At 62.3% G+C, this 13,332-nt stretch carries 13 protein-coding genes; 6 read left to right on the top strand and 7 right to left on the bottom strand.

Features of this window, described 5'->3' with window-relative positions:
- Positions 1 to 93: 93 nt before the first annotated feature.
- Positions 94 to 579, bottom strand: coding sequence for a nuclear transport factor 2 family protein (locus AC097L_RS06800; protein ID WP_479585505.1), 486 nt, complete (start codon positions 577 to 579; stop codon positions 94 to 96).
- A gap of 327 nt (positions 580 to 906) precedes the next feature.
- Between AC097L_RS06800 and AC097L_RS06795 the strand changes: the two genes are divergently transcribed.
- From AC097L_RS06795 to AC097L_RS06780, 4 genes are read left to right on the top strand one after another with little or no spacing between them, the layout of a single operon-like run.
- Complete coding sequence (locus AC097L_RS06795) at positions 907 to 2,316, top strand: class I SAM-dependent methyltransferase (protein ID WP_479585504.1); 1,410 nt, start codon at positions 907 to 909, stop codon at positions 2,314 to 2,316.
- Positions 2,313 to 3,662, top strand: coding sequence for a sensor histidine kinase (locus AC097L_RS06790; RefSeq protein ID WP_479585503.1), 1,350 nt, complete (start codon positions 2,313 to 2,315; stop codon positions 3,660 to 3,662). Before AC097L_RS06795 ends, AC097L_RS06790 begins: the two co-directional genes overlap by 4 nt.
- Entirely contained in the window at positions 3,655 to 4,845 is a 1,191-nt protein-coding gene (locus AC097L_RS06785; RefSeq protein ID WP_479585502.1) for a hybrid sensor histidine kinase/response regulator, read from the top strand. The genes AC097L_RS06790 and AC097L_RS06785 overlap by 8 nt, the downstream gene beginning before the upstream one ends.
- On the top strand, positions 4,842 to 5,822 hold the full coding sequence (locus tag AC097L_RS06780; protein WP_479585501.1) for a response regulator: 981 nt from the start codon (positions 4,842 to 4,844) through the stop codon (positions 5,820 to 5,822). The genes AC097L_RS06785 and AC097L_RS06780 overlap by 4 nt, the downstream gene beginning before the upstream one ends.
- Here AC097L_RS06780 and AC097L_RS06775 read toward each other — a convergent pair.
- Both AC097L_RS06775 and AC097L_RS06770 read right to left on the bottom strand, forming a co-directional pair.
- The gene (locus AC097L_RS06775; protein WP_479585500.1) at positions 5,806 to 6,285 is read right to left on the bottom strand and encodes a CinA family protein; all 480 of its coding nucleotides are present in this window, start codon (positions 6,283 to 6,285) and stop codon (positions 5,806 to 5,808) included. The two genes, AC097L_RS06780 and AC097L_RS06775, sit on opposite strands and share 17 nt — an antisense overlap.
- A gap of 163 nt (positions 6,286 to 6,448) precedes the next feature.
- A complete protein-coding gene (locus AC097L_RS06770) occupies positions 6,449 to 6,982 on the bottom strand; it encodes a phosphatidylglycerophosphatase A family protein (protein WP_479585499.1) in 534 nt (177 codons plus the stop codon).
- Positions 6,983 to 7,018: 36 nt separating this feature from the next.
- Here AC097L_RS06770 and AC097L_RS06765 point away from each other — a divergent pair, with 36 nt between their 5' ends.
- Complete coding sequence (locus tag AC097L_RS06765) at positions 7,019 to 8,164, top strand: M14 family metallopeptidase (RefSeq protein ID WP_479585498.1); 1,146 nt, start codon at positions 7,019 to 7,021, stop codon at positions 8,162 to 8,164.
- A 76-nt stretch (positions 8,165 to 8,240) separates the two neighbouring features.
- A complete protein-coding gene (locus AC097L_RS06760) occupies positions 8,241 to 8,789 on the top strand; it encodes a CGNR zinc finger domain-containing protein (protein ID WP_479585497.1) in 549 nt (182 codons plus the stop codon).
- Here the strand turns inward: AC097L_RS06760 and AC097L_RS06755 are convergent.
- The 4 genes from AC097L_RS06755 to AC097L_RS06740 all read right to left on the bottom strand — a co-directional run bounded on the left by AC097L_RS06755 (position 8,786) and on the right by AC097L_RS06740 (position 13,324).
- Positions 8,786 to 9,010: a hypothetical protein gene (locus AC097L_RS06755; RefSeq protein WP_479585496.1), complete on the bottom strand. Its 225-nt coding sequence runs from the start codon at positions 9,008 to 9,010 to the stop codon at positions 8,786 to 8,788. The two genes, AC097L_RS06760 and AC097L_RS06755, sit on opposite strands and share 4 nt — an antisense overlap.
- Positions 8,922 to 10,001 (bottom strand): MFS transporter, encoded by a 1,080-nt coding sequence (locus tag AC097L_RS06750; protein ID WP_479585495.1) that lies wholly within the window; start codon positions 9,999 to 10,001, stop codon positions 8,922 to 8,924. The genes AC097L_RS06755 and AC097L_RS06750 overlap by 89 nt, the downstream gene beginning before the upstream one ends.
- Positions 10,002 to 10,176: 175 nt before the next feature.
- Positions 10,177 to 10,758: a hypothetical protein gene (locus tag AC097L_RS06745; RefSeq protein ID WP_479585494.1), complete on the bottom strand. Its 582-nt coding sequence runs from the start codon at positions 10,756 to 10,758 to the stop codon at positions 10,177 to 10,179.
- A gap of 322 nt (positions 10,759 to 11,080) precedes the next feature.
- On the bottom strand, positions 11,081 to 13,324 hold the full coding sequence (locus AC097L_RS06740; RefSeq protein WP_479585493.1) for a heavy metal translocating P-type ATPase: 2,244 nt from the start codon (positions 13,322 to 13,324) through the stop codon (positions 11,081 to 11,083).
- Between the last annotated feature and the right edge of the window lie 8 nt (positions 13,325 to 13,332).

The following is a 13,332-nucleotide window of genomic DNA, read 5'->3' as shown; positions in this document are numbered from 1 at the left end:
GCCAGTTCCACGGCATCCTTGGATGCGTGCGTTTTGTCTGAAAGTTGGGTGAGTTGAGAGTGAGCCTCTAGGGTGTTTTTTAGAAGTTCAGGCTCACTGCTTGGTTAGAAATTTTTGTAAATTCATGGCGGCTTGGCGACGCACCTTGGCGCGCAAAAACGGCGTCCAGCCCAGCAGCAGCCCGGGCGTGCCCAGTGCCTGGCGCGACCAGCGCCAAAAGTCAAACCGGTCCACGTGGTTCACGATCAGCCCTGCCGGGTTGAAGCTGAACGTGCCGTCAATCCGGTTGTGCACCAGCCGCCCGGTTGCGCTGAACCGGTAGTGCGCCTCCCAGTGGGCCTTGCCGGTAGTGGCATCGGCCTGAAGGCCACTGGATTCCAGTCTCCATACATCCCGGCCCTGGGTGCGGGTGGCTGCACACAGCATGCGCCACATACCGCCCACCTCCCGCTGGCCACGCAAGGAAAACACCGCGTCGTCAAACTGCGCATCGGGTGCGTAGCAGGCCGCCATGGTGTCGGCATCAAGTTGGGCGAAGGCGGCATAAAAGCGTTCCAGCGTTTTTTGAGGGGGGTGCATAGCTCTCTTTATTTGTTTCAAATAATTACATTCTGGATGCAAGGGTCTTGTATAGACTACATAATGCCGTTGGGTGTCTTGCTGCCGCTACAAGCGGTGATTTTGGGGCCTGTTTGGGTCTTAGGGTGTGGCTTAAGGTGACAGAATATCTCTGTAACTGTGTTTGCACCTGCTTTATTCGGGCGCTAGCCACCCGGTTGACCGCCAACATCCATCCTGACTTTCATGTGCTGCACGTGCAACGTTTCGCGCGTGGATAAGTTGTTTCACGCTAACCGGTAGTCTGTGTACCCATGCAGGCCCATCCCTTGTGAGTGCTTTATTTCTGTGCAGTCTTTAAGCTCCATCCACCCGGTGATCACCTTCCGCAATAGCAAGCATGAAGCGATGCGTGGCACTCTCGTCAGTCACCAGCGTGGCTCATTGGTGATGGAGGTGTACAACCCGGATGCCTTGGTGCAGGTCAGTGAAATGCTGCACGACCTGACCGTGCGCTCGGCACAGCAGACGGTTTACCAGGGCAAAGCAGTGGTTGTCAGCTTGGTCAATACCGGGCTGATGGTGGTGGTGTCGGTAAATTTGATGGACCAGTGGAACGAAGTGGGGTTGATGCAACCCGGTACGGCGGCGGTAGGGCAGGCTGCCAGCACCTTTGTGCAAGACTGGAAAAGCCGCTTCAACGTGCTGCGCGATTACCAGGTGGTGGTGAGTGAGATGCGGGCCTATTTTTCCGAAGTCTCGCGCTGGGTCGACCAGTTGGACGTGGCTGCCAGTCTGCCGCGCGATGCCGACGGGCGTATCCAGTCCGCGGTGTTTGCCGAGCTGGGCACGCCATTGCTGCACAAGGGCCGCGAATACCTGCAGTGGTTTGACCACGAGGCGGCGGCGGTGCCCGAAGACCTGGTGCCGATGCACCGCAGCTTTGCCCAAAACGCCATCCACCCGCTGATTTTGCGGGCTCCGTTTGTACACCGCACCTTCTCCAAGCCTATGGGCTACGCGGGTGACTATGAGATGGTAAACCAGATCGTAGGCGATCCCCGGCAGGGGCCTAGCAGCTATTTCCAGTTGGTGAATTTCATGTTTTTGCAGGCGGGTGTGGCGCAGGCCCACCGCAACCGCATCGACATCTTGTTCAACAGGCTGGAAAAACTCGCCGCCCAGGCCCTGCAGGCACAGCGCCCCCTGCGGGTGTTGAACATTGGCTGCGGCCCGGCCCTGGAAATCCAGCGGCTGGTGCAAAAAAACCCGCATTTCGACCGCCTGGAATTCGTGCTGGTGGATTTCAGTGAAGAAACCCTGGCTTACACCCGCAATCTGCTGGCGGGCCTGCAGCAAGGCACGGGCAAAACCTTGCACCTGACGATGCAGCACGCGTCGGTGCAGCAACTGCTCAAACGCAGCACCCTGGTCCAGCCCTTGGCCGACGCCGACCGGTTCGACTATGTGTACTGCGCCGGTTTATTTGACTATTTGACCGACAAGGTGTGCAACCGCCTTATCAAGTACATGGCCAGCCAGTCGCGCGTGGGCGGCAAGCTGCTGGTCACCAATGTGCACTCCAGCAACCCCGAGCGGCGCTGGATGGAGCATTTTTTAGAGTGGCATCTGATCTACCGCGACGAGGCGGATATGCAAAGGATTCTGCCGCCCGGCCTGCGTAACACCCTGGTCTACACCGAGGTCACCGGGGTGAATATTTTTGTCGAAGCTACTGTGGGTGGTCCCGGCACATGATGCAGTTCATCCAGCCGCGCAAGGATGCCGCCTACCAGCGTGAGTTGCACGGCTATTTGATTTTCAACAGCCGGGCGGCCTGCCTGATGACCATTGTTTTGGTACTGGCCGGGCTGGCACTGGACCATATTTTTTACCCGCAGTTTGCGGCTGAGTTTTTTGGGCTGCGTATCGCCGCCTGTACAGCGATTGGCCTGGTACTGCTGAGCTACCGGGGTACCTGGGGCCGCGACCACATCAAGGCGTTGACGTACTTTTGGATCTGCATCCCCCAGGCGATGGTGTCCTGGATGATTTTTAAAACCGATGGCGAGCAGTCGATCTACTTTGTCGGCCTGACTTTTGTGTTGAGCGGCATGGCGTTTTTCCTGCCGATTTCCTGTGTGGAAGCCATCTTTTTTGGGACCTTAACCTTGGTGGCTTACTGTGCCGCCTGCGTATGGCGCGAGGGCGGTATCCAGAACTTTCAGGCTTTTTGGGGCAATGCCTTGTTCATGTTGTTTTACGCGTTGATCGGCATTGCTCTGGCGGTGTACAACGAGCGTTGGCGCTGGCTGTCGTTCCAGCTCAAAAAAGAAATCGAGCAAAAAAATGCGGCCTTGCAGCAGACCAACCAGGCCCTGGCCGAGATCAAGGGGCACATGATGCAGCAGGAGAAAATGGCCGCCCTGGGCACTCTGGCTGCCGGCTTGCTGCACGAGGTCAACAACCCCGTCAACTACAGCCTGATGGCGCTCAACATGTCCCTGATGGACCCGGTGGTACTCCACAGCGCCGACCTGCAAGAAAGTCTGGGCGATGCCAAAGAGGGCATGCAGCGGGTGCAAAGCATCGTGTCCGACCTGAAGACCTTTGCCTACCAAAAACCAGGCGATACCAGCAGCAGCCGCATTTTCCTGTTTGAAAAAGCCCTGCAATCGGCCCTGCGCCTGACCGGGTTTGAGCTCAAGGGCATTACCGTACCCGTGGATCTGCCCATGGACACCCATGTGCACGGCGACGAGCCCGCGCTGATCGGCGTGCTCATCAACCTGTTGGGCAATGCCGCGCTGGCTTTGCACAAAGCCGCCCGCGCCGCGCCGCGCATCGAGGTGCGGGCCATGCGCCTGGGTGATCGGCTGGAGGTGACCGTGCGCGACAACGGTACCGGCATCCAGCCCGAGCACCTGCCCCGGGTGTTTGAGCCGTTTTTTACCACCCGCGATGTCGGCAAGGGCCTGGGCCTGGGCCTGAGTGTCAGCTATGCCATCGTGCAGCGCCACGGCGGTTCCCTGCGCGTCAACAGCGAGCCCGGTGTATGGACCGAGTTTGCATTTGATCTAGGACTGGCCCATAAGAATGTCTGAACTTGCCGAATCCCTGCCGCTGGCCACCAGCGTCTTGTTTGTGGACGATGAGCCGCAGTCCTGCAAATGGTTTGCCCGCAGCTTTGCGGATGAATTCACCATCCTCACCGCCACCAGTGTGGACGCCGCGCTGGCGGTGCTACACGCCCGCGCCGACGAGATTGCCGTACTGGTCACCGACTACCGCATGCCCCAGCGCGACGGCATGGACCTGCTGCGGGCGGTGCTGCGCGCGCACCGGCCGCTGGTGCGCATGCTGGCCACCGGCTATGCCGACAAATCCCTGGCGATTGCGGCTGTCAACGAAGGCCAGGTGTTCCGTATCCTGGAAAAACCGCTGGCTGCCGAACCCACCCGCCAGGCCTTGCGCGACGCGCTGGCCCTGTACCGTGAGCAGGCGCTGCAGCACCTGGTGCATGCCAGCCGCGTCACCGCCATGCGGGACACCCTGGGCTTTTTAGCCCACGAGCTCAACACCCCGCTGGGTACGGTGCGCGGATACATTGCCGCACTGAAAGAGCGGCACATGGCCCCTGAATTTGCCCCGTCCGGGCGCGGCATGGCCATGTTTGCCGAAGGCGTGCCCGGCGAAATTTTGCAGGCCCTGCTATCGGCTGAACGCCAGGCCCTGTACTGCCAGTCGCTGGTGTCCAGCTTTGTGCAGTCGGCCCGCGATGCCTACCCTGGCATTTCCAGCGCTTCCGAACCCACCATGGCCAGCAGCCTGCTTAAAGCCTTGCTGGACGAATACCCGTTCAGCGGCGACGAGCGTGCCTGCGTCAGCACCCAGATCGAAGCCGACTTTGTGCTCCCCGGCCACCGCGACCTGCTCTACCTAGTGCTGTGCACCCTGGCCAAAAACGCCTTGTTGGCCCTGCGCGGCTGGCCCCAACCCCGCCTGCGCATCTGGTTGGGTTGGGATGCCGACAGCCAACGCAGCTGCATCCGATTTACCGACAATGGCCCCGGTATTGCGCCGGCGCTGCTGGAGCGTTTGACTCTGCAGCCCACCACCCCGCGCGCCGACACCGGTGGCCACGGCATGGGCCTGGTGCTGTGTCGCCGGGTGCTGCAGTCCATGGGCGGCAGCATTGCGATTACCTCCGTCGCTGGACAAGGGGCTTGTGTGGCCCTGTACTTCCAGTCTTTTTCTGTTGACAAACCTGGCAAGGGCCCCCTATGAGACCTGACAAAATTCTGTACGTCGATGACGAACCGATGGCCCTCAAATACTTCGAGCGCCTGATCAAGCCCATGGCCCCGGTGCTCACCGCGCTGTCGGTGGAAGAGGGCAAGGCGGTACTGCAGGCGCGGGGTGCCGAGATCGCGGTGCTGATCAGCGACCAGCGCATGCCGGGGGCTTTGGGCAACGAGCTGCTGCGCTACGCCCGCGACCACCATCCCCAGATGGTGCGCATGCTCACCACCGCCTACTCCGAGCTGGGCGAGGCCATCGAGGCCATCAACACTGGCGAAATCTACCGCTACGTCACCAAGCCCTGGGACCTGGAGCTGCTGCGCGCCGACATGCGCAACGCCCTGGAGCTGTCGGACACCCGCTGCGAACGCGACGACCTGCTGCGCGAAAAAATGGCTGTGCAGCGCCAGCAGCTGCTGGCCAGCCGCGTCTCGCAGTTGGCCATCGTCTGCGCGGGCTTTTTGCATGCCGACTACGCGCGGGGCTTGCAGGTCTACCTGCAGGCGGCCGAACTCAGCGGCTGTGCGCTGCCGCCCATCGACTGGCGCAGCATGGACCACGCCGAGCTAATGCAGTACGAAGCCCAGCGCAGCGTGGCCATTGGCCAGGCCCTGGCAGGCTGGCAGCCGCAGTTTGCCGCCATACACAGCCCTGCCGATGCCCTGCAGGCGCTGGCCGATGCCTTGCCGGGCCAGGTTGCGTTGCTGGGCGACACCGCCACCTTCAGCCACCGCAGCGCACTCACCTGGCTGCTGGATGCCGCCTCGCACGAGCCGCCATCGCCCAGCTCGGTGGCCTGGCTGGCCTGGTTGTCGTACTGGGGTGGCAGCGTGCAATTGAAGTCGGACTCCCAGGGTCTGGCCGTGCGTTTGTTGGCCGCTGGTACGCCCGCTGCGCTGCAGTCCGACTGGATGGCCGACGCGATCGAGCGCATCAGCCACCGGGCTATTGAGGCGGAGTAAGCAGCTCGGTGAGCCGCCGCAAGGCATGCTGCACCGTGGCGGCCCGCACGGCGGCGCGGTCGCCGGGAAAATGTTGGCATTCTGCGTGGACCTGCCCATCCAGCGCAAACCCCAGCCACACCGTGCCCACCGGCTTGTCTGCACTGCCGCCGCCGGGCCCGGCAACGCCGGTCACCGCCACCGCCACCTGGGCGTGGGAACGGGCCAGCGCCCCAGCCGCCATGGCCCGCACCACGGCTTCGCTGACGGCCCCGTGCTGGGCGATCAGCGCGGCATCCACTCCCAGCATCTCGGTTTTGGCGGCGTTGGAATAGGTCACAAAGCCGCGCTCAAACCAGGTGCTGGACCCGGCCAGGTCGGTACAAGCGGCGGCGATCAGGCCCCCGGTGCAGCTCTCGGCCGTGGCCAGGAATAAACCCCGTTCAAGCATCAAATCGGCCACTAGCCTAGGTAAGGTATGCATGAGATGCTATTAAATTGTGTAACTACCGATACCATGGGCCAAGCTGAACGCACGCTCCAAGAAACACCGCAGAACTGGCTTTGCCAGGCTGCTGGTGTTGCCCCCTGCAAGGGGGTTGGCGAAAACACGCAGTGTGTAGCCTGGGGGTGTGGGTGTGCACACATCACCAAAAGCGCCATAGTGCGATGACGAGTAGCGTGCAAAACGCCGCCACCAGGTCGTCAAAAATAATCCCGAAGCCGCCGCGTGCGTTCAGCCCTTTGAACGCCTGGTCGGCCCAGGCCACCGGCCCCGGCTTGGCCGCGTCAAAATAGCGGAACAGCCCAAACGCGACCAGCTGCCCCACCAGCCCGGTCGGCATCACCAGCCACAGTACCAGCCAGAACGCGATGATCTCGTCCCACACAATAGCCCCGGGGTCGGCCACGTTCATGTGCTTTGCACACACCGTGCAGGCCCACCAGCCGATAAAAAACGAGGCCACCAGCAACCAGCCCATCTGCGCTTGTGTCAGCAGCGGCTGGACCACCAGAAACGCCAGCCAGGCCCACAGCGTGCCCGCGGTGCCGGGGGCCACCGGGCTTAGGCCCGAGCCGAAACCCAGGGCGATGAAGTGGGCCGGGTGCGACAGCAAAAACCGCACAGTCGGGCGGCGAACGGAGGGGAGTGGAGGAGGGCGGGGAGAAGGGGTATCCATTCGGACGATTATCGGCTCCGCGCACATAATCCCCGGATGAACACCTTGCACATTTCCAGCCAGTTCGATGCGGGTGCGATCACCGTGGTCAGCCTGGCCGACCCGCAAGACATCCAACTCCAGATCCGCCCCGACAACGCCAGCGCCTTTGCCCAGTGGTTCTACTTCTGCCTGCAGGGCGCGGCGGGCGTGCCAGTGGCGATGAAGTTCTTGAACGCCGGCCAAAGCGCCTACCCGCCCGGCTGGGATGGCTACCAGATGCTGGCCAGCACCGACCGCCGCCGCTGGTTCCGCGTACCCACCAGCTATGACGGCCAGGTCATGACCGTGCGCACTACGCCCACGGCCAACCGCCTCTACTTCGCCTACTTCGAACCCTATTCCTACGAGCACCACCTGGACCTGCTGGGCACCGCCTCCCTGTCCGACCTGGTGGAGGCGCAGCACCTGGGCACCACCCACCAGGGCCGCGACATCACCCTGCTGCACATCCGCGACACCCAGGTTGGGCAAACCACCGTCCCGAAAAAGAAAGTCTGGCTTATCGCCCGCCAGCACCCCGGCGAAACCATGGCCGAATGGTTTGCCGAAGGCTTCTTGCAGCGCCTGCTCGACCGCGACGACCCCACCAGCCGCCGCTTGCTGCAGCACTGCGAATTTTTCGTCGTGCCCAACATGAATCCCGATGGTGCCGCCCTGGGCAATTTGCGCACCAACGCAGTCGGCACCAACCTGAACCGCGAGTGGTTGGAGCCCAGCGTCGACAAGTCCCCCGAGGTCTTTTATGTGCGCCAGAAAATGCAGCAGGTCGGCCTGGACCTGTTTCTGGACGCACACGGGGATGAGAATTTGCCCTACAACTTCGTCGTCGGTACCGAAGCCACCCCCGGCTACAGCCCGCGCATCGAAGCCCTGCAAGATACTTTCAAAGCCGCTTGGCTCGCCGCCAGCCCGGATTTCCAGACGGCCATCGGCTACCCCCGCGCCGCGCCCGGCCAGGCCAACCTCAGTCTGGCCACCAACTGGGTGGGGCAGAACTTCAATTGCCTGGCCTTCACGATTGAAATGCCGTTCAAGGACAACGCGAATTTGCCGGATGCGCGCAACGGCTGGAGCGGGGCTAGATCGAAAAAATTGGGGGCCAGCGTACTGTCGGCGGTGCTGGCCGTCACTTCTGCATAAAAAGTGGCTCTAGCGTAGGTTCTGCCTACGCTAGTAGCTATTAAAAATAGAGTAAACCGTGCAAAAGACTCCGCCCATGCCAACCCTAGAAACCACCGGTGATCTCGGTCACTTACAGCAATTCGTCAACACCTGGTCTATCCCCAACGACACCCGTGTGGCCACCGACGTGCTGCCGGGTTTGCTGGGCGACTCCGCTGCGTGGTATGCGCTCTTTCCCTTCGCCCTGGGTGCGCAAGACAGCCATGCGGCGATGCTGCGGCTGCGGGACGACTTGCGTGCGGCCATCGCCGACCCCAGCCGCCTGCAAGGCACGCTCAATGCCTGGTTGCAAAAAGCGGCGCTGGGCATGGCCGTGGCAGTACAAGACGGGCTGCCGGTGCTGCACACCACCAACCCCGGCCGCAGCGCGCAGGGCGCTATTTTGGTGATCGCCATGGAAGCCATCGCTCGCGGTGATTGGGTGCGCCTGAAATGCTGCGCTGATTGCCAGTGGTGCTTTTTTGACACCTCTAAGAACCGCAGCAAGCGCTGGTGCGGCATGTCCAAGGGCGGGCCCGAAGGCCGCGCCTGCGGCACCATCGCCAAAGTGCGCAGTTTCAGAGAGCGGCAAAAGGGCGCTTAGGCCGTGGCGGCTTCACGTGGCAGCTGGCCTGCTGTGCGGGCACGTAAAACCACCGTCAGCACCACGCCCAACGCCCCTACCGCGCCAAACACCAGCCAGGCGGTCGCCCGTGCACCGTCCACCACCAGCCAGCTACCCACGTAGTAGCCCGCCGTACCGGCCAGCGCACCCGCCACACTCAGCACGCCGAAGAACGTGCCCTGGCTGCCGTCGGGTGCCACGGTCGAAGTCAGGGTTTCCAGCGCGGGCAAGATGGTGGTTTCCACCACGGTATAGCCCACCACAAACAGGTAAAACCACAAACAGGTAAAACCACAGCAGGCTGTCGGTCAGCGCCACGCTGGCAAACAGCAGGCTGGCGGCGGCGTAGGCCAGCAGCAGCAACTGCCGGGGCGGCGTGTGCACCAGCCACTGCCGGGCCAGCACCATGAAGCCCACGCCGACGATGCCGTTGACCACATAAATCGGTGCCGTGCTGCCGCTTTCCGACAGGTTCTTCAGGTAGATCGGAAACGCCACATACAGCTGGGGAAACAAAAAGTACCAGGGCATCGCCGCGCACACCAGGAGCTGAAAGGGCCGGTGCGTCAGCGCAGTGCGCAGGCTGCGCCAGCCGCCCGCTGCCGGGGCGTGCGCGCTGTGCATCGCCGGTTGCCGCCAGGCCCGCAGTGACAGCATGCCAAACAGCACGGCACTCACCGCAAAGCAGGCCCGCACGCTGACAGCACTGCCCAGGGCTCCCAGGAGCGGGCCGAAGATGACCCCCAGGTTCAGCATCTGGTTGTTGGCCGCAAACACCGCCGACAGCCGCTCTGGCGGTTCGCGGCCCAGCACCCCAAACAGCGCCGACTCGTACACCGCCACCCCCGCGCCGCACAGGCATGCGGACAGCACCAGCAGCGCCGTGTCGCTTTGGCTGGCAAACCCGGCCAAGCCGAAGCCCCGCAGGAACAGGCCCAGCACCAAAGCCGGTTTGGCACCGTACCGGTCCACCAGCGGGCCCGCCAGCAGCGGCAGCGACTGTGCCAGCAGCAGGTTGGCCCCCATCACCGTCGCCAATGCTGCGGGGCCTAGCCCCATGTCTCGGCTCAGGAACACCGCCAACAGCGGCACGGTCATGAAGTGCGAAGCGTTCATGCACAACTGCCCCCACAGTAAATGCCGGATGCGCGGGGGGAAGTGCGCCCACGTTCCAAGGATTCTTGCGTGCATGGGGGCTTCATGGTTGTAGTTTTCAACCAGGAAAATTGTAACCTCTTAAATATTGTTGATGGTTACAAAAATGAGCCGAAGTACTTTACGCATTTGCCAGTGGGAACGCCGTCCATCTTTGGGAACAAAACGATCGTGTCAGAGCGCATCACGCTATGGATATGGTCAGACATCGTCACCGCAGCAGACCGCAGTTGCCAAGCGGCAATGAGATGCCGAGTACCAGATAGGAAAGAAGAAGGCATGCCACGCAAGCCGTTACGCGCTTATGGCGAGCCAACGAGGCCCTGAGTCGACCGCGCTCGGCACCAAGGACCGCCGATGTGAGAGCGAGAACCATGCTCAGCACCCAAAGAAAGTAGCCCACTTCAAGCTTGATGGGATGCGGCGTGCACATTCCTTGCATATGCGTTTGCCTTACAAGTCCGAAACTCGCGCTAAGGGTTATGCCGCCTACCGCAAAGAAGCACGCAACGAACCTTTCGCTGCGCAACAAATTGATAATGGCCGAGATGTAGGCAATGTTGGCGAACCAAGCAAGGCAAAAGAAAAGACTTTCATCAGAGCCAATCCCCACAACTGCGAATACGCCCAATACCAGGGCGTAAGCGCCTGGGACTACATCGTGATATCCGGTGAGTATTTCGAACGCAGGTAGACATAGGCAGGCGATATAGGCTGCAATGCTTCCGACAATTGCCAATATTGCCCGCCACCGTGCAGATTTGGTTGTGATGGCGAGGGCAGGAGATTCCATGCGGGGCCTAACGACCAAGGTAAAAGGCGGAGCACTCTTGCATAGTCCAGCGACTGAAGGGTGCGATTTTGACCGGCGTGTTAGAAAGCATAAGGTCGAGTATCTAGATGAATTGCTTGACCTCTTGAAAGCGGCACCCGGTCGGCTAAGAAACGCCATCTGATTACCACGTCATCACTCATCATTACGGTCAAGATGTAGTTGCGTTCGTCAGGCCTACAACTCAGAAATTCGTATTTAAAAATGTACACGCTCATTGGTTGCTTTCTAACGTTTGCGTATAAAAATACGGCTCTAGCGCATATATTACCTGCGCAAGCAGCTATTTAAATCGTAGCAACCGCAACCCATTCCCCACCACCAGCAAACTGGCCCCTACGTCGGCAAACACGGCCATCCACATGGTTCCTGAGCCCATCAGCGTCAGCACCAAAAACACAGCTTTTATCCCCAGCGCAAGCACGATGTTTTGCACCAGCAAGGTGTGGGTGGTGCGGGACAGGCGGATGAAGCGGGGGAGTTTGCGCAGGTCGTCGTCCATCAGGGCTACGTCGGCGGTCTCAATCGCGGTGCCGCTGCCGGCCGCGCCCATGGCGAAGCCGATGTCGGCGCGGGCCAGGGCGGGGGCGTCGTTGATGCCGTCGCCGACCATGCCCACGGCACCATTGGGGCCGATCTTGCTTTCAATGAATTTCAGCTTGTCTTCGGGCAGCAGGTCGCCATGGGCTTCGGTAATGCCGACTTGGGTGGCAATGGCCTGGGCGGTGTGCGGGTTGTCTCCTGTGAGCATCACGGTCTGGATGCCCAGTGCGTGGAGCTCCTGGATGGCCTGGCGGCTGCTGTCTTTGACGGTATCGGCTACGGCGAACAAGGCGACAACCTGTTTTTCGTGGGCCAGCAGCACCACGGTTTTGCCCTGGGTTTCCAGGGCGGCCAGGCGGGCCTCCAGCGCGTCGGAGCACAGGCCTTGCTCGTGGATGAGGCGGTGGTTGCCCAATACGTAGCGCTCGTGGCGCTGGCCGCCGATGTCGCCTTGCGTGCCGCGGCCGGGCAAAGCTTCAAAGTTGGTGACCTCGCGCAGAGCGATGCCGTCGCGCTGCGCGGCATCGGCCACGGCGCGGGACACGGGGTGGTCCGAGCGGCTGGCCAGGCTGGCGGCCAAGCTGCGCACATCGGCCTCTGCGCTGCCATCCAGTACGGCAAAGTCGGTTTGCACGGGTTTGCCGTGGGTCAGGGTGCCGGTTTTGTCCAGCGCCAGCCAGCGCAGCTTGCGGCCCTGCTCCAGAAACACGCCGCCTTTGACCAGGAGCCCCAAGCGTGCCGCCGCAGCCAGGCCGCTGACGATGGTGACCGGGGTGGAAATTACCAGTGCGCAGGGGCAGGCAATCACCAGCAGCACCAGTGCTTTGTAGACCCAGGCAAACCAGTCGCCGCCTGCCAGCAGCGGCGGCAGCACGGCCACCAGCACGGCGAGTGCGAAGACGATGGGGGTGTAGACCTTGGCAAACTGGTCCACGAAGCGCTGGGTGGGGGCGCGCGCACCCTGGGCGGCTTCTACGGCGTGGATGATGCGGGCCAGCGTGCTGTCGCCTGCCAGCGCGGTCACCTCGTATTCGAATGAACCGGCGGCGTTGACCGTGCCCGCAAACACGCTGTCGCCCACGGTCTTTTCCACCGGTAGGCTCTCGCCGGTGATGGCCGCCTGGTCGATGGTGGAGCGACCGCTGGTGATGCTGCCATCCAGCGCCAGACGTTCGCCGGGCTGGATGCGCACCCGGGCTTGCAGGGGGACGGTTTTGGCCTCGACGGCCAGCCAACTGCCATCGGCCTGCTGCACGGTGGCGCGCTCGGGGGCCAGTTGCAGCAGGCCCTGGATGGCGTTGCGGGCGCGGTCCAGCGACAAGGCCTCGATGCGCTCGGCCAGGGTGAACAGCACCATCACCATGGCCGCCTCGGGCCACTGGCCCAGCAGCAGCGCGCCGGTGACGGCAATGCTCATCAGTGCGTTGATGTTCAGGTTGCGGTTGCGCAGCGCGACCCAGCCTTTTTTGTAGGTGGTGAGGCCGCAGGTGGCGATGGCCATCAGGGCCAGCAGGGCGGGCACCCAGATGGGCAGGGCGGCAAAGTGCGCGGCTTCGGACGCAACTGCGGCCACCCCGGCCAGAATCAGCGGCGACCAGGGTTTGGCGGGCTCCGGCGTGGGTGGCGCGCTGCCCTGGGCTAGCTCGGGCGTGTAGCCCAGCGCGCGTACGGCGGCCAGGATGGGCTCAATCGCCTCGGGGGCGTGGGTGACGGTCAGCACCCGCTGCATCAGGTTGAATTCCAGCCCGGCCACCCCGGCCATGCCACCCAGCTTGCCGCGCAGCAGAGCTTCTTCGGTGGGGCAATCCATTTGCAGGATGCGGATGGGGGTCTGCACATCGCCGCTGCTGCTGGTGGCCGACGCGTGGAGCGGGGCCAGCACGGGCTCGGCATGGCCGCTGCAACAGGCCACATCGCTATGTTCATGGCCATGCGCATGCCCATGGGCGTGCGAGTGTTCGTGGTGGTGGGTATGGTCGGACATAGGGCTTT

Source organism: Rhodoferax sp. RT5P35, assembly GCF_056521385.1.
Note: the sequence above shows the minus strand (reverse complement) of the source record. Positions and strands in the feature narration are given on the sequence as shown.

What these genes read in the sequence shown, in the direction of transcription:
- AC097L_RS06790 (WP_479585503.1), top strand. Translation starts at nt 2,313, where the DNA reads ATGATGCAGTTCATCCAGCCGCGCAAGGATGCCGCCTACCAGCGTGAG.
- AC097L_RS06775 (WP_479585500.1), bottom strand. Translation starts at nt 6,285, where the DNA reads ATGCATACCTTACCTAGGCTAGTGGCCGATTTGATGCTTGAACGGGGT.
- AC097L_RS06740 (WP_479585493.1), bottom strand. Translation starts at nt 13,324, where the DNA reads ATGTCCGACCATACCCACCACCACGAACACTCGCACGCCCATGGGCAT.
- AC097L_RS06800 (WP_479585505.1), bottom strand. Translation starts at nt 579, where the DNA reads ATGCACCCCCCTCAAAAAACGCTGGAACGCTTTTATGCCGCCTTCGCC.
- AC097L_RS06785 (WP_479585502.1), top strand. Translation starts at nt 3,655, where the DNA reads ATGTCTGAACTTGCCGAATCCCTGCCGCTGGCCACCAGCGTCTTGTTT.
- AC097L_RS06760 (WP_479585497.1), top strand. Translation starts at nt 8,241, where the DNA reads ATGCCAACCCTAGAAACCACCGGTGATCTCGGTCACTTACAGCAATTC.
- AC097L_RS06750 (WP_479585495.1), bottom strand. Translation starts at nt 10,001, where the DNA reads ATGCACGCAAGAATCCTTGGAACGTGGGCGCACTTCCCCCCGCGCATC.
- AC097L_RS06765 (WP_479585498.1), top strand. Translation starts at nt 7,019, where the DNA reads ATGAACACCTTGCACATTTCCAGCCAGTTCGATGCGGGTGCGATCACC.
- AC097L_RS06770 (WP_479585499.1), bottom strand. Translation starts at nt 6,982, where the DNA reads ATGGATACCCCTTCTCCCCGCCCTCCTCCACTCCCCTCCGTTCGCCGC.
- AC097L_RS06780 (WP_479585501.1), top strand. Translation starts at nt 4,842, where the DNA reads ATGAGACCTGACAAAATTCTGTACGTCGATGACGAACCGATGGCCCTC.
- AC097L_RS06745 (WP_479585494.1), bottom strand. Translation starts at nt 10,758, where the DNA reads ATGGAATCTCCTGCCCTCGCCATCACAACCAAATCTGCACGGTGGCGG.